Here is a 24,850-nt window from a genome sequence, read left to right on the forward strand (position 1 = left end):
TGCAACGCTTGGGTCACATATCCCCCTTGCCCGCCGTCATGCCGCGTGGGCGGGGGAGTCGCAAGGGGGACGATTCCGCCCGCGCCGCCGCTCGCGGGGCGGGAAGCGCGACGGTCAGCGCACGCCCATCGTGCGCAGCCGGTCGCGCAGCGGGCCCCAGGCCGCGATGCCCTCGGCCAGCTGGCCGTTGATGATGAAGCTGGGGGTACCCGAGATTCGATAGGTCTCCATCGCGGCATTGGTGCTCTGTTCGAGCTTTTCGATGTTGGGAAGGTTCGACAGGCAGGCGTTGACCTGGTCGGCGGTCATGCCGCGCGACTGGAAGAAGGTGTCGAGCTTCCACGCCTTGGCGAGCGCCGGGAAACGCTGCGCGGGGGGCAGCGACATCGCCTTTTCGCCGCCGTCGGGATTGGCCTGCGCGCCCGCGAACAGATCGGCCTGCGAGGCGAAGACGTTCGCCATCAGCGGGAAATAGCGCTCGGTCGGCGCGCAGCGGATGATCGCCGCGGCCGATGCGTCGAGCGGATCGCGGATGAAGTTGCGCAGTTCCAGGCTGACGCGGCCGGTGTCGATGAAGTCGCGCTTCAGTTCCTCGTGGCTTTCCTCCGAGAAATCGGCGCAGTGCGAGCAGGTGAGCGAGGCGAATTCGATGACCTTCACCGGCGCGTCGGGATTGCCCATCAGATAGCCGCCGTCGGGAGTGACGGTGACGGTGTCGGACCAGCTCTTGCCCGCGGGCGCGGCGACCTTCGCGATCACCGCCTGCTCCTGATTCTGGTCGGTCTTGCTTTCGCCGCAGCCGGCGAGCGCGAGCGCGCCGAGCGAACAGAGCAGGGCTATGCGCAGCGGGGGAAGGGTCATCCTTTGGTCTCCGAAAAATCGTGTCGAGGCGTTCTTAAGCGCCCTTGAGCGCGAGGTCGAGGCGCGTTTTGAGCTTCGGCCAATCACTGACCTCCGCATTCTTGCCGTTGATGAAAAAGCTTGGGGTCGCGGCGACACGGTCGGCGTTCTGGCCGATATTGGTCATCCCCAATATCTCGGCCGACGCGACGTCGCTGTCGAGGCAGGCGTCGACCTGTGCCTTGGTGTAACCGCGGCCGCGCATCAGCGTGTCGAGCCCGGTATCGGCGGCGATGCGCCGGGTGCGTTCGCCTTCGCTGCCCTGATACCAGGGCGCGAGCTGCTCCTTGGTCATCTTCGCCGCCTTGCCGAGCCAGGTGGGCTGCGCGAGCATGATCGCCTGATGATTGCCGACGAACGCCCTGGCGCCGCCGCACCGTGCGAGCAGCGCGGCGGTCAGGTCGAGCGGATCGCGCACCAGATTGCGATATTCGAACTGCACCAGTCCGGTGTCGATGTAGAGCGTCTTCAGCGGCACCGCCGACTGTTTCGCGAAGTCGGCGCAATGGCTGCACGTATAGCTGAAATATTCGACCAGCTTCACCTTGGCGCCCGGCTTGCCGACCAGATGCGCGCCGATCGGGCTAGTCGAGATGGTCGCCGACCAGCGCTCAGCGGCCGGTTTCGCGGGCGCCGCCGCGACCAGCGCGGTCAGGGCGACGCCGGCGAGCGTTCCGATCGCGAGGCGGCGGGTCGGCAGGGACGGGATATGTCTGGGCATGGGCGGCCGGTCCTTCGTTCAACTGATGCGGGGAAGCTTCGGCGGCGCGGCCAGCCCTGCAGCCATGCGTTCGAGCACGGTGCGCAGTTCCGGGTCGCCGATGTCGCGCAGGCTGTCCCCCAGTTCGGCGGGTACGGGCTTCAGCATGGCTGGCGGCTGAACGGGCGGCGCGGCGGGCGCGACCTGCCCGTGCGTCATCCGCACCTGCGCGATCGCGGCGTAGCCGAAGAAGCGGTTGACCGCGCCGATGATGTCGGGCGCGACATGCTGGAGCATCGGGGCGTGCGCGCCGTTGATCGTCAGATGCAGCGTGCCCCCCGCCTTCTGCCCGGCGGGGAAGCGGATCATCGCGGGCTGGGTGACGTCGGCGAGGCGGTCGCCGACGATCTCGCGCCAGCGGCTGACGACCGACGACTGGATGAAACCGAACTTGCGGAAGGCGGTGCGGCCGATTTCGGGGACGAGGTCGGCGATCGCGCGCGCTTCCCCGCCCCGCGGACGCTCGTAGCTGCGGGCAGGCGTCTTCTTCGCCTTTGCGTCCTTCGCCTTTCGGGCGGGCGTCTCTCCGCTCTGTGCTTTCGCCATGCGCGCCGCCATGCCATAGGCGGGGGGTGAGCGTCCAGACTTCCGACAGAACCGATCGCGACAAGACTGAAGCCGCGCCCGTCGATTTCGCCGCGCGCCTGCTCGGCTGGTACGACCGCTCGGCGAGGGTGCTGCCGTGGCGCGTGCCGCCAGGAAGCGGCGCGGTGCCCGATCCCTATCGCGTCTGGCTCGCCGAGGTCATGCTCCAGCAGACGACGGTCGCGGCGGTGACGGGCTATTTCGAGCGCTTCACCACGCGCTGGCCGACGGTCGCCGATCTGGCCGCCGCCGCCGATGCCGACGTCATGGCGGCGTGGGCGGGGCTCGGCTATTATGCGCGGGCGCGCAACCTGCTCGCCTGCGCGCGCGCGGTGGTCGCCGAGCACGGCGGGCGATTTCCCGACTGCGAAGCCGACCTGCGCGCGCTCCCCGGCATCGGCGACTATACGGCGGCGTCGGTCGCGGCGATCGCCTTCGGGCGGCGGGCGGTGGTGATCGATGCCAATATCGAGCGGGTGATCGCGCGCCATCGGCTGATCGAGATTCCGCTGCCCGCCGCCAAGCGTGCCATCCGCACCGCGCTCGAACCGCTGGTGCCTGCCGAACGGCCGGGCGATTTCGCGCAGGCGCTGATGGACCTGGGCGCGGGCATCTGCACGCCGCGCGGCCCCGCCTGCGCGATCTGCCCGCTGATGGCCGATTGCCGCGCGCGCGGCCGCGCCGACATCGAGCGGCTGCCGGTCAAGCCCGCGAAGAAGGCGAAGCCGCAGCGCTACGGTCTCGCGCGCTGGATCGAGCAGGGCGGGCGCGTCTGGCTCGTCCGGCGCCCCGAAAAGGGCATGCTCGGCGGCATGCGCGCGCTGCCCGGCGGCGAATGGAGCGCGATACCGCCCGCCGAGTCGGGGGTCGCCGAGGTCGACCATGGCTTCACCCATTTCGATCTGCGGCTGACGCTGGTGCGCGACGAAGCCCCGCTTGCCGCAGCGGAAGGCGAATGGTGGCCGCTTTCGGCGCTTGACGAGGCCGGGCTGCCGACGCTCTATCGCAAGCTCGTCGACCAGATGCGGGAGAAGGACGGATGAACATGATGGTGTCGCGCCGGGCGCTGCTCGGCGGCCTGGCGTTCGGCGGCGCGGCGACGCTGCTGCCGCGCAGCGCCTTCGCGTGGAAGGCCGACGGCGCGGCGCTCTATCCCGCGACCGATGCCTTCGTCACGGGCTTCGTCGAGCGCGGCCAGCTCGCCGGCACGCTCGCCTGCATAGGCAAGGGGCAGGCGGCGGCGGTCAGCTTCGGCGCCGGGCGGCAGGCGATGGATTCGAGCAAGGCGGTCGGTCCCGACACGCTGTGGCGCCTCTATTCGATGACCAAGCCGGTCACCGCGATGGCGGCGATGCTGCTGATCGAGGAAGGCCGGCTCGGCCTCGACCAGCCGATCGCCGACGTGCTGCCCGCCTTCGCGAACATGACGGTGCAGAACACGCCCGACGGCTCGATCACCGACGTGCGCCCGGCCAAGGGGCCGATCACGGTGCGCCAGCTGCTCACCCACACCGCCGGGCTGGGCTACAACATCATCCAGAAGGGGCCGCTGCGCGACGCCTATAACGAGGCCGGACTGGTCGGCGGACAGGTCAGCCGCCTGACGATCCCCGGTTTTCCGGAGATCACGCCCGTGCCCAGCCTCGCGGCCTTCGCCGACCGGCTCGCGAAGCTGCCGCTCGTCTACGAACCCGGCACGCGCTGGAGCTATTCGGTCGGGCTCGACCTGATGGGGCGGGTGATCGAGGTGGCGGCGGGCCAGCCCTTCGACGCCTTTCTGAAGGCGCGGCTGTTCGACCCGCTGGGGATGACCAGCACCTTTTTCCAGGTGCCGGCGAGCGAGGTCGGGCGGCTGTCGACCAATTATTTCCCGATGGGTCCGGTGCTGCTGCCGGTCGACCCGGCGACCAGCTCGATCTACCTCGATCCGCCGCCGATGCCCTATGGCGGCGGTGGCCTGGTTTCGAGCGCACGCGATTACGACCGCTTCCTCGCCATGCTGCTCGGCGAGGGCGAGACCGGCGGGGTGCGGATCATGAAGCCCGAAACCGCGCGGCTGGCGATGTCGAACCTGCTGACCGACTCGGTCGACCGCAAGGGCACGTTCATCGAGGGCGAAGGCTTCGGCGCGGGCGGGCGCGTCTCGCTCGCCGATTCGCCGACCGGCGAGGGCGTCTATGGCTGGGGCGGCGCGGCGGGGACGATCGGCTTCGTCGACCGCGCCCGCGGCTACCGCGTCGGCGGCTACACCCAATATATGCCGGCCGAGGCGCTGCCCTTTCAGGCGAAGTTCGGCGAGGCTTTCTACAAGGACGCGCTGCGCTGATGCCGGCGCCGCTCGGCTTCACCGGGGCGTGGCTCGACCGCGCCGACCAGCTTCGCACCGACCCGGAGGCCTTCGCGACCGCGACCGCCGACCCGCGCGCGCGCTGCCTGACGCTCGACGGCATCGATTTCGTGCCCGGCGACGACGGCACCGGCCTGCGCTGGGAACTGCTCGACCCCGCCGACGCGCGCGCGCCGATGCTGCTGGGGCGCGACGAGCGCGGCATTCCCTATTTCGTCCGCGAACCGCACCCGGCGCAGCGCATCGACGCGCGCTCACGCACCGTGATGCGGCTGCTGCCGCTGCTCAGCGCGCAGGACCTCGCGCTTTACGGCGGCGCGCGCAGCCTCGTCGACTGGCACGCGCGGCACCGCTTCTGCGCCACCTGCGGGTCGCCGACCGAGCTGTTCCGTGCCGGCTGGGGGCGCCGCTGCGGCCAGTGCCGCGCCGAGCATTTCCCGCGCGTCGACCCGGTGGTGATTATGCTCGCCGAATATGACGGGCGCGTGCTCGTCGGGCGCCAGCGGCAGTTCGCGCCGGGGATGTTCTCGGCACTCGCGGGATTCGTCGAGCCGGGCGAGTCGCTCGAGGAGGCGGTGGCGCGCGAATTGTTCGAGGAAGCGGGAATCCGCGTGTCGGACGTCACCTATGTGGCGAGCCAGCCCTGGCCTTTCCCTTCGTCGCTGATGATCGGATGCCGCGCGCGCGCCGAGGGCAGCGCGCTGACGCTCGACGAGACGGAGATAGAGGCGGCGATCTGGGTCGATCGCGACGAGGTGCGCGCGGCGCTGGCGGGCGACATGGATGCGCCCTTCCTCGCGCCGCCGCCGCTGGCGATCGCGCGCCACCTGCTGGAGGATTGGGCGGCGTAGGAAGCGCGCGTCGGGGCTAGACTCTGATGACTTTAGATTGACCCACTTCGTCATTGCGAGCAGAGCGAAGCAATCCAGAGCGGTTTGCGCCAACTCTGGATTGCCGCGTCGCTTCGCTCCTCGCAATGACAATTCCAACGCATGGCATCGTGCTCCAGGTCGTAGTTTCACCGCGTTTTCCGGGTCGTCATGCGGTTCCGCCCGACTTGAAAACGCTCTATGCGCCCGGTGCCCAGCCGCTCGCGGCGAGGAAGGCGTCGGGGTCGCGCATCTCGATGATCTCGCGCAGCGCCTGCGTCTTGTCGGGCGCGCGGTCGTAATAGGCCCGGACGATGCGGTAGCCCGCCCAATAGCCGAGGTCGCCGGGCCAGTCGCCATCGCCCTGCTGGTTGTAGAGCCAGCGCGAACCGAGCGCCTTTTCGTCCTTTTTCGGCGAGGAAGGCGGTTTCGAGCTCCGCCGTTCGCTCTGCCGCCCATTGGTGGAGCAGCGGATAGGCGACCGATCCGGTCATCCGCTCGGTGACGAATTCGGCGGCACCCTCGACCAGCGCGGCGTGGAGGACCGTGGCGTTCTCGTCATCGACCTGCGCGAGCGGCTGCTGTACGTGCGCATATTCGTGCGCGATGACGTGCACCATGCGATCCTCGTCGTCGGCCTCGATGAATTTCGCCGCGCACAGCATTTCGAGGCCGATATAGAGCCCTTTCGCATTCGCGGTTCCCGCGCTCGACGCGCGGCCGATGGCGATGGTGATCGGCGGGAAGACCGCCTTCGGATAGAGCGCCGCGAGCCGGTCGGTCGCCGCGACCAGACGGCCGCGAACCTTGTCCAGCTTCGCCGCGCAACCGCGCGCGTCGCGATAGACGGCTGGCTTTGCGCGCAGCGCCGCCGCCAGCCGGTCGGGCGTGATCCGGCGCAGCGCCATGAATTCAACGAGACCGGGCGAAGGCGTGGCGAGGTAGCGCGCGGCGAGCGCATCGGGGTCCGCCGCCAGCGCCGGGTCGTCATAAAGCGCGAAGAAGCGGTCGACGTCGCTCGTCACGATGGCGACGCGCGAGCTGTCCTGCACTCCCTGCGCCATCGCGCCACCGCCGGCCGCGGCGAATATAGCCGCGGCCAGCAGGGCGAGGCGGCGCATCACGCCTTCGTCTCCGCGATGTATTCGTCGACATTCTGCGCGAGCACGTCGAGCGGGACATTGCCGCCTTCGAGCACGACATTGTCGAAGTCGCGCAGGTCATAGCGCGCGCCGAGCGCCGCCTGCGCGCGCTCGCGCTGGCGGTTGATCTCGCTGTGCCCGACCTTGTAGCCGCACGCCTGCCCGACCCAGCTGCAATAACGATCGACCTCGCTCGCGACCTCGAGCGGGTTCGACCCGTTACGCTCGACGAAGAACTGCACCCCCTGCTCGCGCGTCCAGCGCTTGGTGTGGATGCCGGTATCGACGACGAGGCGGCAGGCGCGGAAAGCGATCGACTGGAGATAGCCGAGGCGCCCGACCGGGAAATCGTCGTAGAGGCCGAGTTCGTCGGCGAGCTGTTCGGCATAGAGGCCCCAGCCTTCCGAATAGGCGTTGAAGGCTAGCATCGAGCGGATCAGCGGCATCTGGTTCGCATACTCGCCCTGCCACGCATGGCCGGGAATCGCCTCGTGCATCGCGAGGTCGGGCAGCGAATATTTGCTGTGCAGGTCGGTCGTGCGCAGGTTGATCCACATCCGCCCCGGCGTCGCACCGTCGATCGACCCCGCGCCGCCATAGGCGGCGGGCGCGCCGGGCTCTTCCTCGGGCGGGAGGCGCTTTACCTCGACATTGCCCTTGGCGAGGGTGCGGAAGGCGCGCGGCAGTTCGGCGCGAATCCGGTCGAGCCACGTCTGGATATAGGCGACGACCTCGGCGCGGCCCTGATCATTGTCGGGGAATTTATACGCCGGGTCTTTGGCGAGTGCGTTCATCCGGTCGCCGACCGAGCTCTGCGTATAGCCGAGCTGCTTGAGAATGGGGTCCATCCGCCCGTGCAGCTCGGCGAGCTGCTCGACCCCCATGCGGTGAATTTCCTCGGGCGTCATCCGCGTCGTCGTCGAGGCGCGCAGTGCCCAGGCGTAGAATTCGTCGCCGCCGGGACGTGCCCAGATGCCGGCGTCCATTGTCGCCTTCGTGCGCTGCGCCTGCAATTCGGCAAGCTGGCGTTCGAGCGCGGCGACGACCGGCCCGGTAGCGATGGCCCCGGCGCGCCGGCCCCAGTCGCCCGCGATCTTCGCCTCCGCGGTGCGGCGGACGAGGCTGTCGACCAGCCCGCCGCCGCCGCGCGCACCGGCGAGGCTCGCCTCCATCTGCCTGATCGCCTTGTCGAGCAGGAAGGCGGGGGCGATCACGCCTTGCGCGCCCGTGGCCTTCAGCCGCTCGGTCTCTGCATCGAGGGTCGCGGGATAGGCGTTGAGGCGCGCCAGATAGGCCTCTGCGTCGGCGGCGTTCTTCACCGGATGATCGCTGTCGAGGAATTTCGGGATGTCGAGATAGGCGCCGACATTCTGGATCACGACATAGGGGGTGTTGCGCCAGCCGCCGACCGACACGTCGCCATAGGGCAGCGCGAAGCCGTCGAGCGCGACGCCATAGGCGCTTTCGATCACCGCCAGGCTGGTGCGCGTGCCATGGTCGAGCTTGCTCCGATCCACGGCGCGGACGCGCGCGAGATCGGCCTTGAGCGTGTCGGCGAGCGCCTGTTGTCCCGCCGCCGAGCGATCGGCGAGCTGCGCGCGCAGCGCGGCGCGCGCGCCGGTATCGATGCCGAGGCTCGTCGCGCTTTCGGGCGACCGGGCGAGCAGATTGTCGGCGATCGAGTCGAGCAGCGCCTGCGCGCCGTCCTGCTGCGGAGCGGCTGCCGCCAGCGCGGGCGAGCGCGCAGCCAGCGCGAGGCTCGCGGTTCCGGCGCCGAGCGCTGCGAGCGTCCGGCGGCGGCTGATCGAAGTGGACAGTCTGTCGTGCACGTGCGGGCTCCCCGTTTGTTTCCTGTGAAACCTGTCTGGAGCCGCGACGCGCGGGGGTCAATGAAAAGGGGCCGGAAACGGCGCTGCGTCCCGGCCCTCGTCGAAGAATATCGACCGTCCGTCAGTCGGTCAGGTCGGCGGGCACCTTGCCGCCGTTCGCGGCGAGCTCGCGCATAACCGCCTTGTGCAGCCAGATGTTCATCTCGGCGCTGCCGTTGAGTTCGCCGGTATAGCCGAGTTCCTGCGCGAGCGCCTTGCGGTTGTCGAGACTCGAATCGATGCCGAGCAGTTTCATCAGGTCGACGATCGAGGTGCGCCAGTTGAGCGGCTGGCCCGCCTTCGCGGCCTCGGCCGACAGGATCGCCTCGACATCAACCTCGCTGACGGCGGTCGACGCGGCGGCCATGGCGCTCGACGCGGCTTCGATCGCCGCGCCGATCGGAAGCGCCGACGGGGTGGCGGGAGCGGGCTCGGCCGCCTCCGCCTTCTTGCCAAAAATCGCGTCCTTGATGCTGCTGAAAATACCCATTTTTCAATGCTCCCACTCGTTGAGGCGGCCGAACCACGCGGCCGGGACAGTCGCAGGGCCGCAGGATAGGATTAGGCACGGCGAAATGACAGCAGAATGAACGGCTCGCCCCACGCCGGTGCGCTGCTATAAGAACCCGCATCGGCGCTTTTCGATCCGCGCCTTGTGGGAGATTGACGACATGAACCTCAGCGACATCCTCGGCCAGGCCGGCGGCATCGAATCGATGGCGAAGGAACTGGGCGTTTCGCCCGCGATCGCGCAGCAGGGCGCCGAAGCGCTGCTGCCCGCGATCCTCGGCGGCTTCCAGAAGCAGGCGCAGGGCGGCGGCGAGGGGCTGGGCGGGTTGATCGCCGGGCTGGGCGGCGGCGGCCTGCTCGACGCGGTGCTCGGGTCACAGCCGACCCCGGTCGGGCAGGGCAACGACATTTTGGGCCAGATCTTCGGGTCGAAGGACGTCAGCCGCACCGTCGCCGGGCACGCAGCCGGGCAGACCGGGATCGATGCCGGGCTGCTCAAGAAGATGCTGCCGCTGCTCGCGATGCTGGTCGCCGGCGCGATGGCGAAGCAGGGCGGCGCCAAGGGCGGCGGCGGAGTCGTCGGCGGTGGTCTGGGCGACCTGATCGGCGGTGGCGGTGGATCGGGCGCTTTGGGCAGCCTCGGCAAGCTGATCGACCGCAACGGCGACGGCAACCCGCTCGACGACATCCTCGGCATGGCCGGCAAGCTGAAGGGGTAGCGCCGGGCCGCCCGTCTCTCGTCGGGCGCGATCATCTTTGGATGAACCATGCCCCGTGTCCCCGCGAAGGCGGGGACCCGGAGTCATGCGACGCTGACCTCGGCTAGAGAATGAGATGACATTGGACTGACCCAATTTGTCATTGCGAGCGGAGCGAAGCAATCCAGAGCGGTTTGCGCACGCTCTGGATTGCCGCGTCGCTTCGCTCCTCGCAATGACGATTCCAACTCATACCATCATGCTATAGCCGCTCCGGGTTCCCGCCTGCGCAGGAGCACTCGGCTTTGGAGGTCAGATGATCGACGCTCCGGAAGAGGGAGCTTGATTTAGAACAAGGCGGATTTCTGGATATTTCCGCCCGGTTTCAACCCCATTCGACTCGATGAAATGCCTCTATCGCGGTCCGGGCGAGGGCAGCGGCTCTTCGTTCGGATCGTCCGGGGTCGGTGCTGCGGGCGTGAGGGCAACGCCGCTGGCCTGGCGTTCGAGCTCCTCGGCGGCGCGCTGGCGTTCCTCGAGCGCCTTTTCCTCGGCGACGACCGCCGCCTCGACCTCGTCCGCCGCGGCGTCGATGCCGGCGATGCGCTTGGCGCGTTCGTCGGCGATCATCGTCTGCCAGTCGGTCTTGTCGGCGGCGCGGCGCTCGGCCTTGGCGCCGGCGACGAGTTGCTGGGTGCAGCCGGTGAAGCCGCCGAGGCCGGTGGGCGAGCAGCTGTCGGTACCGAAACGGCCGACGCGTTCGAGCGCGACCACCTTGTTCGCCCACGCCTCGTTGCGCGGGTCGAGCGGGCTGCCGCCGCGGAAAATCTGCGGGACGCGATAGCGCTCGGTTTCGGGCAGGCGGCTGCACACGACGATCTCGTCGGGGCTGCTCTGCTCGCACTTGTCGTCGCCATAGACGATGACCTGGTTGATCTTTTCGCCGTCGACGACGGTTTCCTGCGCCTGCGCGGGCGCCGCGGCCGCGCCGGCGGCAAGGATCAGCGCGAAGAGGGGGAGGCGGGTCATCGGTTTTCCTTCATCTGTCCGGACGGACTGCCATGGATAGCCTGCATGCGGCCTGAACGCCACCGCCGGGCACCGCGTCAGATGCGCTTCGCCAGCGCGATGGCGGCGCGGCAGCCGGCGCGGATCGCGAAGCTGAGCAGCGGATAGCCCGGCGCGCTTTCGGCGCCCGCGGCCAGCGCGGCGTCGCGGTGCTCCAGCTCCTCGGCACGGAACTCGGCGACCGCGTCGCCCAGTTCGGGGTCGCTGTCGCCCAGCTCGGCGATCTGTTCGCGATAGTGGCGGTCGATCTCGGTCTCCACCGCCGCGGTGCACGCCATCGCCGCGCGGGGCCCCATCGCGGCGGTCGCGGCGCCCAGCGCGAAGCCCGCGACGTTCCACAGCGGCTGAAGCGCGGTCGGCCGCACGCCGCGGCGCGCGATCAGTCCGTCGAAGAAAGCGCGGTGCCGCTCCTCCTGCTCGGCCATGTGCGCGATCTCGCGCGCCATCGGATGCCGGTCGCCCATCACCGCGAGCTGGCCGGCGTAGATGCGCGTCGCACCATATTCGCCCGCCTGGTCGACCCGGATCATCGACGCCGTCTTTCGGTCCGCCTTCATCATGCCGCCGATGTGGGCCGGCGGCGCAGCAAGGTCAAGACGAGCGCGGCGGCGGCGAAGGAGAAGATCGCGTTGAACCCCGCGAGCGAGACGCCGAACAGCGTCCATTGCGGCACGTCGCAGCGGGTGATCGGCGCCGCCAGGATGCTGTCGAGCGAGACCGGGCCGGTCGCCGCGGTGCTGCACGTCGTCAGCCCTTCCCACAGGCCGTATTCGACCCCGGCGTGGAAGACGCCGATCGCGCCGCTGACCGCGATGGCGACGGCGGAAAGCAGCGTCAGCGCGCGCATCACGGCGTCGCTGCGGCGCAGCAGCAGCGCGAGCGCCGCCAGCACCATCGCCACCTGGTGCGGCCAGCGCTGCCAATAGCACATCTCGCACGGGTGGAGGCCGAAGCCATATTGCGACACCAGCGCGCCGCCATAGAGGAGCAGCGGCGCGATCAGCGCGAGGAGCGGCGCGGCGTAGCGGTTGTTCGGCATGGCTGGCCCCCCGACTGCGGATCAGTTGCGCCGCGCCGGCCGGGCGGCGGGCGCCTTGCCCTGCGCCATCTGCGGCGTCGCCGGGCCGATGCGGCCGATCGTCTGCAGCGCATAGTGGAGCTGATAATCCTCAATGCCCTTCGCCTTCAGCTCCTCGGCGGTCGCGGCGAAGCGCGGATCGTCCTTTTCGTCCTTTTCGAGCAGGCCGTCGTCGACCTTCTTCTCGTTGATCAGGTGGCGGCGCAGGTCGCTTTCGCGGAAGCGCGGGCGGTTCTTGTAATCGGGGTCCGAAAGCTGCGGCACGCGGATGTCGGGCTCGATGCCGCCTTCCTGCACGCTGCGCCCCGACGGCGTGTAATAGCGCGCGGTGGTCAGGCGCAGCGCGGTCGTGTCGGTCAGCGGCAGCACCGTCTGCACCGATCCCTTGCCGAAGCTGCGCTCGCCCATGACGAGCGCGCGGTGCTGGTCCTGCAGCGCGCCCGCGACGATCTCCGACGCCGAGGCCGACCCCGCGTCGATCAGCACGATCACCGGCGCGCCCTGCGCGAGGTCGCCCGGCTCGGCGAAATAGCGTTCGATGTCGCTCTTCTTGCGGCCGCGCTGCGACACGATCTCGCCGCGTTCGAGGAAGATGTCGCTGATCCCGACCGCCTCGTCGAGCAGCCCGCCGGGGTTCGAGCGCAGGTCGAGCACCCAGCCGCGCGGCTTGCGGCCCAAGGATTTCTCGACCGCGAGCATCGCCGCCTTGAGGTCGCGGGTCGCATCGGCCGAGAAGTTGGTGACGGTCAGCACCCCGACGTCGTCCTTCACCTCCCACTTCACGGGTTTCAGGTCGATGATCTCGCGCGTCAGCGTCAGCTCCATCGGCTTGTCCTGCCCCTCGCGCACCACGGTGATCTCGATCTGGGTGCCGGGGCGGCCGCGCATCTGTTCGACCGCCTCGTCGAGCGTCAGGCCGAAGATCAGTTCCTTGTTGATGTGCGTGATATAGTCGCCGGCCTTGATCCCGGCACGCGCGGCGGGCGTATCGGCGGTCGGCGCGATCACCTTCACCACGCCGTCCTCCATCGTCACCGACAGACCGAGGCCGCCATATTCGCCATCGGTCTGGGTGCGAAGGTTGGAGAAGCCGCGCGCATCGAGATAGCCCGAGTGCGGATCGAGGCTGGCGAGCATGCCGTTGATCGCGCCCTCGATCAGCTTGTCGTCGCTGACCGGTTCGACATAGTTGGATTTCACTTCGAGGAAGACGTCCATGAAGCGGGCAATCTCTTCCTGCGTCGAGGCGTCGACGCTCGCCATCGCGCCGGTAGCGAGCGGGACGAGCGCCAGCGTGCTGAGCGCGGCCGCCCCCTGCCACAGGGCGAAGCGGCGCCGGGAGGAGGGAGAAGGCTTGGTCGATTCGGTCATGGTCGTCTTTCAATCGCGCAGGCGTGACTTTGCCTTATAATGGCCGCGGCGCCATCCGCCTATGCCTTTCTGGAGGCGATGCGCGGTCACCCGATCATCGCGACGATGTCCACCGGGCGCCCGGCGCGGCGCAGCTCCACGGTGATGCGGGCGTCGTCGGACCCGGCGCGGCCGACCGGTGCCCCGGCGCCCAGCGTATCGCCGACGCCGACCGACAGCGCGATCATCCCCGTGATCAGCGAGGTCCAGCCGCCGCCGTGATCGATGATGACGATCTTGCCATAGCCCTTGTAGTCGCCGGCGAAGCCGACATGCCCCGCGGCGGGCGCGACGACCTGTCCGCCGGGCTGCGCCGCGATGGTCAGCCCGCGCGAGCGGACGCCGCTGTCATTGACCTCGCCCAGCCCTGCGACGATGCGGCCGACGACGGGCAGGCGATAGGCGCCGTCGCTCAGCGAGGCATCGCTGGCAGGCGGCGATGCGGCGGCCGGAGCGGCGCTTGCCGGGTCGCGCGGACGCGGCAGGGGGCCGGCCAACTGCGCCAGCTCGGCGCGCACCAGCCCGTCGGCTTCGAGCGCGTCCATCAGTTCGACGATGTCGCGTGCCTTCTCGCCCAGCCCGAGCGCGCGGTCGGCCTCCAGCCGTGCGCTGCTCATCAGGTCGCGCGCGTGGAGCCGGCCCTCGTTCTCGAGCCGGGTCAGTTCGTCGCGGCGCGTCGCGAGCTGCGCCCGGCTTTCGGAGAGCGTGTCAAGCGCGATGCGCTGCTGGCGCCGCGTCGTCTGAAGCTCCGCCAGTTCGTGTCGCACCCCGGCGGTGCGACGGCGGATCACCGGCATCACCGCGTCGAGCACCGCGCGTGCGTGGACCATGTCGGTCAGCGATCCGGGCTGGGCGAGGACGCTCACCGGCGGCTGGCGCGAAAGCTGCTGCAAGGTGGCGGTCAGTTCGAGCAGCGGCTGCTGCTGTTCGGCGAGCCGGGCCTGTCGCTCCGCGAGGCGGCGGCCGACAAGCGCGACGCGCGCTTCGCCGGCGCTGATGTCGGCCTCTGCCGACTGGATGCGCGCGGCGAGCGCCGCGCTGCGCTTCTTCAGGCGGTCGGCCTCGCTCCGCGCAGCGCGTGCCTGCGCCTCGAGCGCGTTGCTGCGCGCCATCGCGTCGGCCGATTGCTGCTTCGCGGTCACGAGCTGCTGCCGTTCGTGCGCGACGAGCGCCTGCGGATCGAAGACATCGCCCTGCGCGAGAGCCAGCGCGCCTCCCGCGAGCGCGGCGCAGCCTGCGGCCAGCGCGATCGTCCGCCTCATTGCCGGCCCTCGCGATGATAGGGGTGGCCCGCGACGATGCTGGTCGCGCGCCACAATTGCTCGGCGAGCATCGCGCGCGCCATCAGGTGCGGCCAGGTCGCGCGGCCGAAGGCGATCACCCTGTCGGCGCCCTGCCGCTCCGCGGGCGTGAAGCCGTCGGCGGCGCCGAGGCAGAAGCGCGCCTCGCGCACCCCGCCGTCGCGCCATGTTTCGAGCAGCCGGGCGAATTCGAGCGACGCCATCTGTTCGCCGCCCTCGTCGAGCAGCACGATGCGGCTGCCCGCGGCGGCGGCGGGCATGCGGCCGCCGGTGTCTGGCAGTTCCGAAATCCGGTGCGGCCAGGTCAGGCGCTTCATGTAACGCTCGACCAGTTCGGCCTCGGGCCCGCGCCCGATGCGCCCGCGCGCGATGATGTGCAGCAGCATGGCGTTATCGTTCACCTTCGGTGAAAGCGGCACCAGCCCGCTCCCCTCCCGGCCTCCCTGACGATCAAGGCCCATGGGAGGCCGGGAGGGGGAGCGGGCTGGTGCCGCCCCCGTTCGGACTTTAGGCCGAACGGAACAAAAGGGTCAATTCGCGGCGGCGGCGGGTGGGGCGTCGCCGAACGACCACATGCGTTCGAGGTTGTAGAAGCTCCGCACCTCCGGCCGGAACAGGTGGACGATCACGTCGCCGGCGTCGATCAGCACCCAGTCGGCGTTGGGCAGCCCCTCGACGCGGACGGTGCGGCCCGCTTCCTGCTTGATGCGCTGCGCCAGCTTGTCGGCGATCGCCGAGACGTGGCGCGTCGAACGGCCGCTGGCGATCACCATACGGTCGGCGATGCTGCTCTTACCGGCAAGCGGGATGGAGATGGTGTCCTGGGCCTGATCCTCTTCGAGCTGGTGGAGGATCAGGGCGTGGAGTGCGTCCACGCTGTCGCCCGAAGGCTGGGGAGCGGGTGCGGCGCCGGGCGCGGCATCCTTGCTGGCGGCTATCAAGCGGTTCCTTTCCTTTCGGAGGCCCCGAGGCGCGAACGGGTGATCGGGTCGCGCGGGGCGCGGCCTTCATGACGTTCGAACCAGCGGGGGTCGGCCTGCCGTATCGCAGTTGCGGATCGCACATCGGGCGAAAATCGCAGGAACACGAGGGCAGGCGGTCTCCAGTCCGTCCAATGAAGCTTCTGGCCTGCGGGCCGGACGAAGCGCCGCAGCCAGCCCATCGCCTGCGCGGCGTGGGTGCGACCATTATAGCCCGGGCGCGCGACCACCGCAATCGGCATCAGTCGCGCGATGTCGCGCCAGTCGCGCCAGCGGGGCAACTGGGCCAGATTGTCGGCCCCCATGATCCAGATGAAGCGCCGGTTCGGATAGCGGCGGACGAGCTTTCGGAGCGTGTCGACGGTGTAGCGCGTGCCAAGTTCGGCCTCGAGTCCGGTGGCGCGGATCGGCGAGCGGCGGGCCATGCGCTGCGCCGAGGCGAGACGGGCCGGAAGCGGCGCCATGCCTTTCGCATCCTTCAGCGGATTGCCGGGCGACACCAGCCACCACAGGTCGTCAAGCCCGAGCGCGTCGATCGCGTTCAGGCTGATCGCGCGATGCCCGCCGTGCGCGGGATTGAAGCTGCCGCCGAGGAGGCCGGTGCGGATCATGCCAGCGACTGCCAGTCGCTGCGATTGTGGACGATGCGAAGCAGCAGGATCGCGTCTTCGCGAACCATGTAAAGGATCAGGCAGGGCGTGCCGGCGATCGGCCATTTGCGGATGCGGCTGCTGTCGATGGCGGGGCCGACCCGGGGATGCGCCTGCAATTGTTCGGTTGCGGCGACGGCGCCGCGCAGCAGGGCGGTTTCGGAGCCGGGATCGCCGGTCGATTCGGCCAGCCGGAAAAGGTCTTCGCGGGCGTGCGGCGTCCAGTGAAGGCGCATCAGGCCGCTTTGCGCGCGGCCAGTCTGGCCTTGATGTCGGCCATCACCTCTTCATGGGGAATCAAGCGACCGGCGGCCACATCCTCGAGCGCCGGTTCGACCAGTTCGACATACTCCAGCTCGTGCGCCACCGCTTGCTGCAGCAGGCGCGCAATCACCCAGGCCCGGCTGCGGTCGTGAAATGCCGCGATCCGGTCGAGGTCATCCAGCATTGCCTCGTCGACGCGTGCGGAAATGACAGTCTGCTTGGTCATTGCAGCAATGTATCATTTGTATACAAATGATTCAAGGGCGCGTCTGGCCGCTCCCTCGCACCAGCCATTTATAGGTGGTGAGGCCTTCGAGCGCCACCGGGCCCCTTGCGTGCAGCCGCCCCGTCGCGATGCCGATTTCGGCGCCGAGGCCGAATTCGCCGCCGTCGGCGAACTGGGTCGAGGCATTGTGCATGACGATCGCGCTGTCGACTGCGGACAGGAAGCGCTCGGCGGTTGCCGCGTCCTCGGTGACGATCGCGTCGGTGTGATGGCTCGAATGCGCGTCGATATGCGCGAGCGCGCCGTCGAGGCCGTCGACCGTCGCGATCGAGACGATCGCGTCGAGATATTCGCAGTCCCAGTCGCCGGCCTCCGCGCGCGCGATATGCGGGCTGAGCGCCGCGATGCGGGCGTCGCCGCGCACCTCGCAGCCCGCGCGGACCAGCGCGTCGACGATGGCGAGCGGCGCCGGATAGGCGCGGTCGATCAGGATCGTCTCGGTCGCGCCGCAGATGCCGGTGCGGCGCATCTTGGCATTGACCGCCAGCTCGACCGCCTGCGCCGGATCGGCGGCGGCGTCGATGTAGAGATGGTTGATCCCGTCGAGGTGGGCGAGGACCGGGACGCGCGCCTCGTCCTGCACGCGGGCGACGAGCCCCTTGCCGCCGCGCGGGATGATGATGTCGATCAACCCCTGCGCGCGCAACAGCGCGCCGACCGCCGCACGGTCCTGTGTCGGGACGAGTTGCACCGCGTCTTCGGGCAGGCCGCTTTCGGAAAGGCCAGCGGCGAGCGCCGCATGAATTGCGCGGTTCGAATGTGCCGCCTCGCTGCCGCCGCGCAGGATCACGGCATTGCCCGCCATCAGGCCGAGCGCGGCGGCGTCGGCGGTGACGTTGGGGCGGCTTTCATAGATGATGCCGACGACTCCCAGCGGTACGCGCACCCGGCTGAGCACCAGCCCATTGGGTCGTTCGGTGCGGTCGATCTCGGCCCCGACCGGGTCGGGCAGCGCGGCCACCGCCTCGACCGCGTCGGCGATTGCGCCGAGCCGCGTGGCATCGAGCCGCAGCCGGTCGAGCATTGCCGGGCCGAGACCGCCCGCCGCGCCCGCCGCCATGTCGCGCGCATTGGCGTCGAGGATCGCGGGCGCCTGCGCGCGCAATTGCCGCGCGGCGGCGCGCAGCGCGGCGGCCTTGGCGCCGGTCGTCGCGGCGGCGAGCCGCTTCGCCGCAGCGCGCGCGCGCGTGCCCAAGGCGACGACCAGCGCGTCGGCATCGGCGAAGGGCGGGGATTTCGGGGCTTCGGCGGTCATCGCGCGGCTCCTATCACGCTTTGGCGCGGCGGTGAAAGCCCCGTTGCGCCGCCCGCCTGCGCTGCTACGAAGGCGCGATGAGCGGGGATATCGAAGGCATCGGGGCGGCGGTGACGGCGGGGCTGGCGAGCCGCGCGGTCGAGCCGCGGCACGGCGGCGCAGGCGGCGGTCACGAAGGCACGCGCTGCCTCAATTGCGGCACGACGCTCGTCGGGTCGCATTGCCATCGCTGCGGGCAGAAGGCCGACGTCCACCGCAGCTTCGGCGCGATCGGACACGATCTCGTCCACGCCATCTTTCATTTCGAGGGCAAGCTGTGGAACACGCTGCCTTTGCTCGCCTGGCAGCCGGGTGACCTGACGCGCCGCTATATCCACGGCGAGCGCGCGCGCTTCATCTCGCCGCTCGCGCTGTTCCTGTTCGCGGTCTTCCTGACCTATGCGGTGCTGTCGATGGTCGGCGCGGGCGGCGGCGTCGGTGAGGAGATCGCGCGCGCGGCCGCCGAACAGACGCGCTCCAACGCGATCCGGTCGAGCTTGCAGGACGAGGTCGAACGGGTCGAGACGCGCCTCGCGGACAAGAGCCTGCCCGCCGCCGAACGGCGGAAGCTGGAGAGCGAACGCGACACGCTCCAGAAAAGCGCCGACTATCTGGGCGTGGCGCGCAGCCTGACCCGCGAGGAGCGCGCGGCCGGCCCGCCCGTCCTCGCCGATCCGGTGCAGCAGGTCGCGACCAGCGCAAGTTTCGCGACGCGTACGAAAGCCGATACCGGGATTCCTGCCATCGATCACGGCCTGGATAAGGCGATCGCGAACCCTGGGCTGCTCTTCTACAAATTGCAGGCTAATGCCTACAAGTTCGCCTGGGCGCTAATCCCGCTGTCGCTGCCCTTCATGTGGACGCTGTTCCCGTTCAGTCGCCGCTTCCACATGTACGATCATTTCGTCTTCGTGACCTATTCGATCAGCTTCGTGCTGCTGCTGTTCGTTGTCGTGCGGCTGCTCAACCTGACGCTGATCGGCGAGGTCGCGACGCTCGGCGCGATGCTCTATCTGCCCTTCCACATGTATCGGCAGCTTCGCGGCGCCTATCGCCTGCCGACCGCCGGCGCGCTCCTGCGCACGGCGCTGCTGCTCTTCTTCAGCCTGTTCGCGGCGATCAACTTCATTTTCCTGCTGCTCGCGCTCGGGCTGATGGGCTAGGATCGGGGCATGGAGAATGAGGACAGCAGCGCGTCGGATCTGATCGACGCCCGGATCGCCGCCCTCGGCGGCTGGCGCGGCGCGACGTTGGCGCGCATGCGCACCCTGATTGCCGAAGCAGAGCCCGAGGTGATCGAAACGGTGAAATGGCGCAAGCCGTCGAACCCGCTCGGCGTGCCGGTGTGGGAGCGCGGCGGCATCCTGTGCACCGGCGAAGTCTATAAGGACAAGGTCAAGCTGACCTTCGCGAAGGGGGCATCGCTCGACGATCCGGCGCGGCTGTTCAACGCCAGCCTCGACGGGAATACGCGCCGCGCGATCGACCTGTTCGAGGGCGATTCGATCGACGCGGCGGCGTTCAGGGCGCTGGTGCGCGAGGCCGTGGCCGCCAATGCGGTGAAGAAACCGCGGGGGTAATAGTCGACCGGTGGGCAAGGCCCGGACTTCGATGGCTTTGGATTGACCGGTTCGTCATTGCGAGCAGGGCGGCTCCCGCTCACTCTGGATTGCCGCGCGGCGCGCCGCTTGCAATGACGAGGCCTTCCAACCGCATCTAGCTATACGGCGGCGCGTCCTCGAACTCGGCGAACCACGGATAGTCGTTCGCGACACTGGCGGTGAAGTTCGGCGGGCGCTTTTCGAGGAAGCTGGTCACGCCTTCGGCCGCGTCGGGGCTGCGGCCGCGCGCGAAGATGGCGCGGCTGTCCCAGCGGTGCGCGCTCATCGGGTGCGGCGCGCCGAGCATGCGCCACAGCATGTGACGGGTCAGCGCAACCGATACCGGCGCACTGTCGGCGGTCATCTCGCGGGCCTTGGCGATCGCGGCGTCGATCAGGTCGCCGGGCGCGTGGACCGACTGGACCAGCCCCTTCTCCCGCGCCTCTGCGGCATCGATCAGCCGGCCCGAAAAGCACCAGTCGACCGCGGTCTGGATGCCGACGAGGCGCGGCAGAAACCAGCTCGATGCGGCTTCGGGCACAATGCCGCGCCGCGCGAAAACGAAGCCGTAGCGCGCCGTCTCGCTGGCGAGGCGCGCATCCATCGCCAGCGTCATCGTCGCGCCGATGCCGACCGCGGCGCCGTTGATCGCGCCGAGCACCGGCTTCCTGCTGTCGAAGATGCGCATCGACACGCGCCCGCCCGAATCGCGGATCAGCGGGTGCGACCAGTCGATCGTGCCGTCTTCGGCGACGGGGCTTGCCGCCACCCCGTCGGGCAGCGTCGCCGCCTTGTCGGTGCGCTTGTCGTAATCGAAGGTCGCGGCCCCCTGGCCGAGGTCGGCCCCCGCGCAATAGGCGCGGTCGCCCGACCCGGTGAAGATCACCGCGCGCACCGCGTCGTCGGCGTCGCACTCGTCGAGCGCGGCGACGATCTCCAGCATCATCTGGGTGGTGAAGGCGTTCATCCGGTCGGGCCGGTGCAGCGTCAGCAGCGCGATACCGTCCTGCTTGTCGAGGCGAATCTGGTCGAAGCTCATATCACTCTCCTTGGGGCTCGGGACATGGTTGCAAGCAGGACGGGTGAAGGCAAGCGCTAGTTGACGTGGACGTAAGCGTAAACCCGTGCAGCCTGCCTGCGCGGCCGGTTCGAGACCGGGCTCGTCCTTTTCTTCGACAAGGAACCGTTCCCCGGCGAAAGCCGGGGAACGGGCGAGACCAGCCCGAGGGTCGCATAGGCCAGACAGGGTCGGGTGGTGAGGGACCGGGATGCGGCCTTGCTTCCACCTTTCCGCCCCGGCGACGCGAGGGATGACGCGCCGCGACTTTGCCGCTATAGGCCGCCTCGTCGCCCCGGCGCCGCGCCTCGCCTGAGTCGCTTGTCGCCGGGGTCATTCTTTTGGTTCCGGCAGAAAGTGTTTGCGCCATGGCCCGTCGCCGCCAGATCTACGAAGGCAAAGCGAAAATCCTCTACGAAGGCCCCGAACCGGGCACGCTGATCCAGTATTTCAAGGACGACGCGACCGCTTTCAACGCGCAGAAGCGCGGGACGATCAACGGCAAGGGCGTGCTCAACAACCGGATTTCGGAGCATGTCTTCACGCTGCTCGGCAATATCGGCGTGCCGCATCACTTCATCCGCCGGCTCAACATGCGCGAACAGCTGATCCGCCAGGTCGAGATTGTGCCGATCGAGGTCGTCGTCCGCAACGTCGCCGCGGGCTCGCTGTCGAAGCGGCTGGGGATCGAGGAGGGGACGCAACTTCCCCGCACGCTGATCGAATATTGCTTCAAGGACGACGCGCTCGGCGATCCGCTGGTCGCGGAGGAGCATATCGCCTGCTTCAACTGGTGCAGCCAGGACGAGCTGCACGACATCCAGGACCTGGCGATCCGCATCAACGATTTCATGAGCGGCATGTTCGCGGCGGTCGGCATCCGCCTGATCGACTTCAAGCTGGAGTTCGGGCGCCTGTGGGACGGCGACTACAGTCGCATCATCCTGGCCGACGAGATCAGCCCCGACGGCTGTCGCCTGTGGGACATGACGACGAACGAGAAGCTCGACAAGGACCGCTTCCGCCGCGACCTCGGCGGCGAGGTCGAGGCGTATCAGGAGGTCGCGCGGCGGCTGGGGCTGATGCCCGAGGGTGGCGACACCGCGGTGCTCGACCTGGAAAGCCACCGCAAGAAAAAGGGATAGTCCGCGGTTCGCGGCGGGCGGCGGACGCCGTTCGTCGAAGGATCGCGCGGCCGGCGCTTCCACGGCTTGACGGGCGGGAAATCGCGGCCAGAACGGACGCATGACGCTTCGCCTGATCCGGCGCGCTTCGGCCGCGCTGTCGCCCCTTCTCCTGCTTGTTGCTCTTGCGCCGCCGACTTTCGCGCGCGCCGATGGCGCGCCGCCCGCCGCCGCCGCCGTCAACCCGCAGACCGACGCCGCGCGCGCGTGGAATTTCGCGGCGAGCGACATAGCGGTCGATCCGAACATCGTCTTCGGCGTGCTGCCGAACGGGATGAAATATGCGCTGCTCCGCAACACGACGCCGAAGGGCAGCGTCGTGATGCGCCTGCGCTTCGACGTCGGCAGCTTCGCCGAGGCCGACGACCAGCGCGGGCTCGCCCATTTCCTCGAGCATATGGCGTTCAACGGATCGACCCATGTGCCCGAGGGGGAGATGGTCAAGCTGCTCGAGCGCAAGGGGCTGGCGTTCGGCGCCGACACCAACGCCTCTACCGGGTTCGACGAGACGATCTACAAGCTCGACCTGCCGGACGCCTCGGACGACCTGATCGACACCGGGCTGATGCTGATGCGCGAGACGGCGAGCGAACTGACGATCGATCCGGCGGCGGTCGACCGCGAACGCGGCGTCATCCAGTCCGAACGGCGCGCCGGCGACAATTACCAGCGGCGCAACACGCTCGATCATTTCGCCTTCCTCGCGCCGGGCATGACGATCGCCGACCGCTTCCCGATCGGAACCGAGGCGGTAATCCGCACCGCCACCGCGGCGCGCATCCGCGACCTCTACGACCGCTATTACCGGCCCGAGCGCGCGACGCTGGTGATGGTCGGCGATTTCGACCCGGCGGCGGTCGCGGCGAAGATCGAGGCGCGCTTTTCGGACTGGGCGGGGCGCGGCCCCGCCGGGCCCGATCCTGATATCGGCACGATCGACTATGCGCGGCCGTCCGCCGCCGACGATTTCGTCGACCCGGCGGTCGCCGATACCGTGACGCTGGCGATGTTCAAGCCGTGGGTCGAAGAGGCCGATACGCGGGCGAAGCGTGCCCGCTCGCTCGCCGAATCGGTCGGCGAGGCGATCGTCGGCCGCCGGCTGTCGAAGATCGCGCTGCGCGAGGATTCGCCGATCGTCGGCGGCTCGTTCAGCGAGGCGGCGGGCTGGAAGGTCTTCGACCAGATCACGCTGAGCGCGGTCGCGAAGGAAGGCGCGTGGCGCGAGGCGCTCGCTATCCTCGAACAGGAATATCGCCGCGCGGTCGAGCACGGCTTCACCCAGGCCGAGGTCGACGAACAGGTCGCGATTCGCCGCACCGCGCTGCGCAACGCGGTAGCCGGGGTCGACACGCGGCGCAGCACGACGCTCGCCGACACGCTGGTCAAGGCGGCGAAGGGCGACTTCGTCTTCGTCCGCCCCGAAACCTCACAGGCCTTGTTCGAACAGGTCGCGCCGACGCTGTCGGCCGCGGCGGTCGCCGACGCCTTCCGGGGGCGCGTCGCGGGGATGAGCGCGCCGCTCGCGCGCGTGACGTCGAAGACGGCGATCGAGGGGGGAACCGACGCGATCCTCGCCGACCTGCGCGCCTCGCAGCAGGTCGCGGTGGCCCCGCCGGCCGAGGCGGCGACCGCCGCCTTCGCCTATCAGCATTTCGGCACGCCGGGGACGGTGGTCGCCGACGACCGCGTCGAGGACCTCGGCATCCGCCGCGTCCGCTTCGCCAACCATGTGATGCTGAACATCAAGCGGACCGATTTCCAGAAGGACCGCGTCTACCTGTCGGTGCGCGTCGACGGCGGCGACCTGCTCGCGACGCGCGACGACCCGACGAAGGTGGCGCTTGCCGGGTCGCTCTCGCTCGGCGGGCTCGCCGCGCACAGCCTCGACGAACTGCGCAGCATCCTCGCCGGCCGGACGGTCAGTCCCAGCTTCGGCAGCGGCACCGACGCCTTCGGCGGCAGCGCGCTGACCTCAGCGGAGGATTTCGCGCTGCAGGCGGAGTTGATGGCGGCTTTCGTGACACATCCCGGCTATCGCGCCGATGGGCTCGCGCTGATCCGCCGCTACCTGCCGCAGCAATATGCCGCGAATGACGCGACCGCCGCGGCGGTGCTCGCGCGCGACGCCGCGGGCATCGTCGCCGACGACGATCCGCGTGCGCAGACGCCTCCGCTCGACCGGCTGATGACGCTCGACTGGTCGCAACTCGAACCCGCGATCGCCGACAGCCTGGCCCACGGTGCGATCGAGATCGGCGTCGTCGGCGACATCGACGAACAGGCGGCGATCGACGCGATCGCGGCGACTTTCGGCGCGTTGCCCGATCGCCGCGCCGGCTTCGATCCGCGCACGGAGGCGCGAGTGCGGCATTTCGCCACCGACCGCAGCGAACGCACGCTGATCCACAAGGGCCCCGCCGAGCAGGCCGAGCTGCGCGTCTATTGGCCCGCCCGCGACGACAGCGACCTGGCCGAGGCGATGCGGCTCAACCTGCTCGCGCGCGTGATGCAGCTCGAACTGGTCGAGGAGCTTCGCGAGCGGCTGGGCGAGACCTACAGCCCGGGGGCCGGCGCCAGCCTGTCGGACGAATATCCGGGATTCGGCTATCTGGTCGCGGCCGGCAACGTCGATTTCAAGGATCTCGCGACGACGCGCGCCGCGATCTTCGCCATCGCGAAGGCGCTGCGCGACACGCCGGTCGACGCCGACATGCTCGACCGCGCGCGCCGTCCGCTGGTCGAGGCGATGACCAAGGCGCGGCGTGAGAACAGCTATTGGCTCGCCTATGTCGCCGAGGCGACGAGCCGCGCCGACCGCCTCGACCGCAGCCGCAACGGGATCGCGGAAGTCGAGGCCGCGACCCCCGCCGAGCTGCAGGCGCTCGCGCGGCGTTATCTGGTCGACGACAAGGCGCTGGTGATCCGGGCGATGAGTGACAAGGCGGGGTCCTGATCGGAAGGAGGCCGGTATCTCGCCCCCTCCCGCCTGCGGGAGGGG

The 24,850-nt window shown here is 69.4% G+C and carries 26 protein-coding genes; 8 read left to right on the plus strand and 18 right to left on the minus strand.

Annotated features, from left to right (window positions below; genetic code table 11):
- Positions 1-114: 114 nt before the first annotated feature.
- Genes SGRAN_RS03870 through SGRAN_RS03880 form a run of 3 tightly spaced genes read right to left on the minus strand, consistent with a single transcriptional unit; the run spans position 115 to position 2,206 of the window.
- Positions 115-861, minus strand: a complete 747-nt coding sequence (locus tag SGRAN_RS03870) for a thioredoxin domain-containing protein (protein ID WP_067113556.1) — start codon at positions 859-861, stop codon at positions 115-117.
- A gap of 34 nt (positions 862-895) precedes the next feature.
- On the minus strand, positions 896-1,621 hold the full coding sequence (locus tag SGRAN_RS03875; protein WP_067180725.1) for a DsbA family protein: 726 nt from the start codon (positions 1,619-1,621) through the stop codon (positions 896-898).
- Between the two features lie 18 nt (positions 1,622-1,639).
- Entirely contained in the window at positions 1,640-2,206 is a 567-nt protein-coding gene (locus SGRAN_RS03880) for a DUF721 domain-containing protein (protein WP_067113561.1), read from the minus strand.
- A 26-nt stretch (positions 2,207-2,232) separates the two neighbouring features.
- Between SGRAN_RS03880 and SGRAN_RS03885 the strand changes: the two genes are divergently transcribed.
- Genes SGRAN_RS03885 through nudC form a run of 3 tightly spaced genes read left to right on the plus strand, consistent with a single transcriptional unit; the run spans position 2,233 to position 5,443 of the window.
- Positions 2,233-3,288, plus strand: a complete 1,056-nt coding sequence (locus SGRAN_RS03885) for an A/G-specific adenine glycosylase (protein WP_404950397.1) — start codon at positions 2,233-2,235, stop codon at positions 3,286-3,288.
- Positions 3,285-4,571: a serine hydrolase domain-containing protein gene (locus tag SGRAN_RS03890; RefSeq protein ID WP_067180727.1), complete on the plus strand. Its 1,287-nt coding sequence runs from the start codon at positions 3,285-3,287 to the stop codon at positions 4,569-4,571. Before SGRAN_RS03885 ends, SGRAN_RS03890 begins: the two co-directional genes overlap by 4 nt.
- Positions 4,571-5,443, plus strand: coding sequence for an NAD(+) diphosphatase (nudC, locus tag SGRAN_RS03895; RefSeq protein ID WP_067180730.1), 873 nt, complete (start codon positions 4,571-4,573; stop codon positions 5,441-5,443). Before SGRAN_RS03890 ends, nudC begins: the two co-directional genes overlap by 1 nt.
- A gap of 167 nt (positions 5,444-5,610) precedes the next feature.
- On the opposite strand, the gene SGRAN_RS22780 is transcribed toward nudC, so the two are convergent.
- The 3 genes from SGRAN_RS22780 to SGRAN_RS03910 form a co-directional block, all read right to left on the minus strand.
- Positions 5,611-6,582 carry a hypothetical protein gene (locus tag SGRAN_RS22780; protein WP_067180733.1) on the minus strand — a complete coding sequence of 324 codons (972 nt, stop codon included), beginning with the start codon at positions 6,580-6,582 and terminating at the stop codon, positions 5,611-5,613.
- Positions 6,582-8,432, minus strand: coding sequence for a DUF885 domain-containing protein (locus SGRAN_RS03905; protein WP_067180735.1), 1,851 nt, complete (start codon positions 8,430-8,432; stop codon positions 6,582-6,584). The genes SGRAN_RS22780 and SGRAN_RS03905 overlap by 1 nt, the downstream gene beginning before the upstream one ends.
- Positions 8,433-8,553: 121 nt before the next feature.
- Positions 8,554-8,961: a DUF3597 domain-containing protein gene (locus SGRAN_RS03910; RefSeq protein ID WP_067180738.1), complete on the minus strand. Its 408-nt coding sequence runs from the start codon at positions 8,959-8,961 to the stop codon at positions 8,554-8,556.
- Between the two features lie 181 nt (positions 8,962-9,142).
- On the opposite strand from SGRAN_RS03910, the gene SGRAN_RS03915 reads away from it, so the two are divergent.
- Entirely contained in the window at positions 9,143-9,700 is a 558-nt protein-coding gene (locus tag SGRAN_RS03915) for a DUF937 domain-containing protein (protein ID WP_067186871.1), read from the plus strand.
- Positions 9,701-10,093: 393 nt separating this feature from the next.
- Here SGRAN_RS03915 and SGRAN_RS03920 read toward each other — a convergent pair whose 3' ends face one another.
- From SGRAN_RS03920 to SGRAN_RS03970, 11 genes are all read right to left on the minus strand, one after another.
- A complete protein-coding gene (locus tag SGRAN_RS03920) occupies positions 10,094-10,708 on the minus strand; it encodes a hypothetical protein (protein ID WP_067180741.1) in 615 nt (204 codons plus the stop codon).
- Positions 10,709-10,785: 77 nt separating this feature from the next.
- The gene (locus SGRAN_RS03925) at positions 10,786-11,277 is read right to left on the minus strand and encodes a demethoxyubiquinone hydroxylase family protein (RefSeq protein WP_210434197.1); all 492 of its coding nucleotides are present in this window, start codon (positions 11,275-11,277) and stop codon (positions 10,786-10,788) included.
- Positions 11,278-11,303: 26 nt separating this feature from the next.
- Complete coding sequence (locus tag SGRAN_RS03930; RefSeq protein ID WP_067180747.1) at positions 11,304-11,786, minus strand: disulfide bond formation protein B; 483 nt, start codon at positions 11,784-11,786, stop codon at positions 11,304-11,306.
- Between the two features lie 21 nt (positions 11,787-11,807).
- Positions 11,808-13,196: a S41 family peptidase gene (locus SGRAN_RS03935; RefSeq protein ID WP_067180751.1), complete on the minus strand. Its 1,389-nt coding sequence runs from the start codon at positions 13,194-13,196 to the stop codon at positions 11,808-11,810.
- 86 nt (positions 13,197-13,282) lie between these two features.
- Entirely contained in the window at positions 13,283-14,497 is a 1,215-nt protein-coding gene (locus SGRAN_RS03940; RefSeq protein WP_067180754.1) for a murein hydrolase activator EnvC family protein, read from the minus strand.
- Positions 14,494-14,922 (minus strand): 23S rRNA (pseudouridine(1915)-N(3))-methyltransferase RlmH, encoded by a 429-nt coding sequence (locus SGRAN_RS03945; protein ID WP_067180758.1) that lies wholly within the window; start codon positions 14,920-14,922, stop codon positions 14,494-14,496. The genes SGRAN_RS03940 and SGRAN_RS03945 overlap by 4 nt, the downstream gene beginning before the upstream one ends.
- 144 nt (positions 14,923-15,066) lie before the next feature.
- Positions 15,067-15,477: a ribosome silencing factor gene (gene rsfS, locus SGRAN_RS03950; RefSeq protein ID WP_148650791.1), complete on the minus strand. Its 411-nt coding sequence runs from the start codon at positions 15,475-15,477 to the stop codon at positions 15,067-15,069.
- Positions 15,474-16,127 (minus strand): nicotinate-nucleotide adenylyltransferase, encoded by a 654-nt coding sequence (locus tag SGRAN_RS03955; protein ID WP_067180761.1) that lies wholly within the window; start codon positions 16,125-16,127, stop codon positions 15,474-15,476. The genes rsfS and SGRAN_RS03955 overlap by 4 nt, the downstream gene beginning before the upstream one ends.
- Positions 16,124-16,402: a type II toxin-antitoxin system RelE/ParE family toxin gene (locus SGRAN_RS03960; RefSeq protein ID WP_067180764.1), complete on the minus strand. Its 279-nt coding sequence runs from the start codon at positions 16,400-16,402 to the stop codon at positions 16,124-16,126. The genes SGRAN_RS03955 and SGRAN_RS03960 overlap by 4 nt, the downstream gene beginning before the upstream one ends.
- A complete protein-coding gene (locus SGRAN_RS03965; protein ID WP_067180767.1) occupies positions 16,402-16,656 on the minus strand; it encodes a CopG family ribbon-helix-helix protein in 255 nt (84 codons plus the stop codon). Before SGRAN_RS03965 ends, SGRAN_RS03960 begins: the two co-directional genes overlap by 1 nt.
- A 31-nt stretch (positions 16,657-16,687) precedes the next feature.
- Positions 16,688-17,971: a glutamate-5-semialdehyde dehydrogenase gene (locus tag SGRAN_RS03970; RefSeq protein WP_067180770.1), complete on the minus strand. Its 1,284-nt coding sequence runs from the start codon at positions 17,969-17,971 to the stop codon at positions 16,688-16,690.
- A gap of 77 nt (positions 17,972-18,048) precedes the next feature.
- Between SGRAN_RS03970 and SGRAN_RS03975 the strand changes: the two genes are divergently transcribed.
- Together SGRAN_RS03975 and SGRAN_RS03980 are read left to right on the plus strand one after the other, a co-directional pair.
- On the plus strand, positions 18,049-19,173 hold the full coding sequence (locus tag SGRAN_RS03975) for a DUF3667 domain-containing protein (RefSeq protein ID WP_067180772.1): 1,125 nt from the start codon (positions 18,049-18,051) through the stop codon (positions 19,171-19,173).
- Positions 19,174-19,182: 9 nt separating this feature from the next.
- Positions 19,183-19,590: a DUF1801 domain-containing protein gene (locus SGRAN_RS03980; RefSeq protein WP_067180775.1), complete on the plus strand. Its 408-nt coding sequence runs from the start codon at positions 19,183-19,185 to the stop codon at positions 19,588-19,590.
- Positions 19,591-19,726: 136 nt separating this feature from the next.
- On the opposite strand, the gene SGRAN_RS03985 is transcribed toward SGRAN_RS03980, so the two are convergent.
- The gene (locus tag SGRAN_RS03985) at positions 19,727-20,650 is read right to left on the minus strand and encodes a crotonase/enoyl-CoA hydratase family protein (RefSeq protein ID WP_067180778.1); all 924 of its coding nucleotides are present in this window, start codon (positions 20,648-20,650) and stop codon (positions 19,727-19,729) included.
- Between the two features lie 386 nt (positions 20,651-21,036).
- On the opposite strand from SGRAN_RS03985, the gene purC reads away from it, so the two are divergent.
- Together purC and SGRAN_RS03995 are read left to right on the plus strand one after the other, a co-directional pair.
- A complete protein-coding gene (gene purC / locus SGRAN_RS03990; RefSeq protein WP_067105320.1) occupies positions 21,037-21,813 on the plus strand; it encodes a phosphoribosylaminoimidazolesuccinocarboxamide synthase in 777 nt (258 codons plus the stop codon).
- Positions 21,814-21,913: 100 nt separating this feature from the next.
- Positions 21,914-24,805 carry a M16 family metallopeptidase gene (locus SGRAN_RS03995; RefSeq protein ID WP_067180781.1) on the plus strand — a complete coding sequence of 964 codons (2,892 nt, stop codon included), beginning with the start codon at positions 21,914-21,916 and terminating at the stop codon, positions 24,803-24,805.
- Positions 24,806-24,850 lie beyond the last annotated feature (45 nt).

Source organism: Sphingopyxis granuli, assembly GCF_001559015.1.
In the GTDB taxonomy this organism is placed as follows: domain Bacteria; phylum Pseudomonadota; class Alphaproteobacteria; order Sphingomonadales; family Sphingomonadaceae; genus Sphingopyxis; species Sphingopyxis granuli.

Coding starts and splice junctions, on each gene's coding strand:
- SGRAN_RS03870 (WP_067113556.1), bottom strand. CDS start 861: ATGACCCTTCCCCCGCTGCGCATAGCCCTGCTCTGTTCGCTCGGCGCG.
- SGRAN_RS03875 (WP_067180725.1), bottom strand. CDS start 1,621: ATGCCCAGACATATCCCGTCCCTGCCGACCCGCCGCCTCGCGATCGGA.
- SGRAN_RS03880 (WP_067113561.1), bottom strand. CDS start 2,206: ATGGCGAAAGCACAGAGCGGAGAGACGCCCGCCCGAAAGGCGAAGGAC.
- SGRAN_RS03890 (WP_067180727.1), top strand. CDS start 3,285: ATGAACATGATGGTGTCGCGCCGGGCGCTGCTCGGCGGCCTGGCGTTC.
- nudC (WP_067180730.1), top strand. CDS start 4,571: ATGCCGGCGCCGCTCGGCTTCACCGGGGCGTGGCTCGACCGCGCCGAC.
- SGRAN_RS22780 (WP_067180733.1), bottom strand. CDS start 6,582: ATGCGCCGCCTCGCCCTGCTGGCCGCGGCTATATTCGCCGCGGCCGGC.
- SGRAN_RS03910 (WP_067180738.1), bottom strand. CDS start 8,961: ATGGGTATTTTCAGCAGCATCAAGGACGCGATTTTTGGCAAGAAGGCG.
- SGRAN_RS03915 (WP_067186871.1), top strand. CDS start 9,143: ATGAACCTCAGCGACATCCTCGGCCAGGCCGGCGGCATCGAATCGATG.
- SGRAN_RS03920 (WP_067180741.1), bottom strand. CDS start 10,708: ATGACCCGCCTCCCCCTCTTCGCGCTGATCCTTGCCGCCGGCGCGGCC.
- SGRAN_RS03925 (WP_210434197.1), bottom strand. CDS start 11,277: ATGATCCGGGTCGACCAGGCGGGCGAATATGGTGCGACGCGCATCTAC.
- SGRAN_RS03930 (WP_067180747.1), bottom strand. CDS start 11,786: ATGCCGAACAACCGCTACGCCGCGCCGCTCCTCGCGCTGATCGCGCCG.
- SGRAN_RS03935 (WP_067180751.1), bottom strand. CDS start 13,196: ATGACCGAATCGACCAAGCCTTCTCCCTCCTCCCGGCGCCGCTTCGCC.
- SGRAN_RS03940 (WP_067180754.1), bottom strand. CDS start 14,497: ATGAGGCGGACGATCGCGCTGGCCGCAGGCTGCGCCGCGCTCGCGGGA.
- SGRAN_RS03945 (WP_067180758.1), bottom strand. CDS start 14,922: ATGCTGCTGCACATCATCGCGCGCGGGCGCATCGGGCGCGGGCCCGAG.
- SGRAN_RS03955 (WP_067180761.1), bottom strand. CDS start 16,127: ATGATCCGCACCGGCCTCCTCGGCGGCAGCTTCAATCCCGCGCACGGC.
- SGRAN_RS03960 (WP_067180764.1), bottom strand. CDS start 16,402: ATGCGCCTTCACTGGACGCCGCACGCCCGCGAAGACCTTTTCCGGCTG.
- SGRAN_RS03965 (WP_067180767.1), bottom strand. CDS start 16,656: ATGACCAAGCAGACTGTCATTTCCGCACGCGTCGACGAGGCAATGCTG.
- SGRAN_RS03970 (WP_067180770.1), bottom strand. CDS start 17,971: ATGACCGCCGAAGCCCCGAAATCCCCGCCCTTCGCCGATGCCGACGCG.
- SGRAN_RS03975 (WP_067180772.1), top strand. CDS start 18,049: ATGAGCGGGGATATCGAAGGCATCGGGGCGGCGGTGACGGCGGGGCTG.
- SGRAN_RS03980 (WP_067180775.1), top strand. CDS start 19,183: ATGGAGAATGAGGACAGCAGCGCGTCGGATCTGATCGACGCCCGGATC.
- SGRAN_RS03985 (WP_067180778.1), bottom strand. CDS start 20,650: ATGAGCTTCGACCAGATTCGCCTCGACAAGCAGGACGGTATCGCGCTG.
- purC (WP_067105320.1), top strand. CDS start 21,037: ATGGCCCGTCGCCGCCAGATCTACGAAGGCAAAGCGAAAATCCTCTAC.
- SGRAN_RS03995 (WP_067180781.1), top strand. CDS start 21,914: ATGACGCTTCGCCTGATCCGGCGCGCTTCGGCCGCGCTGTCGCCCCTT.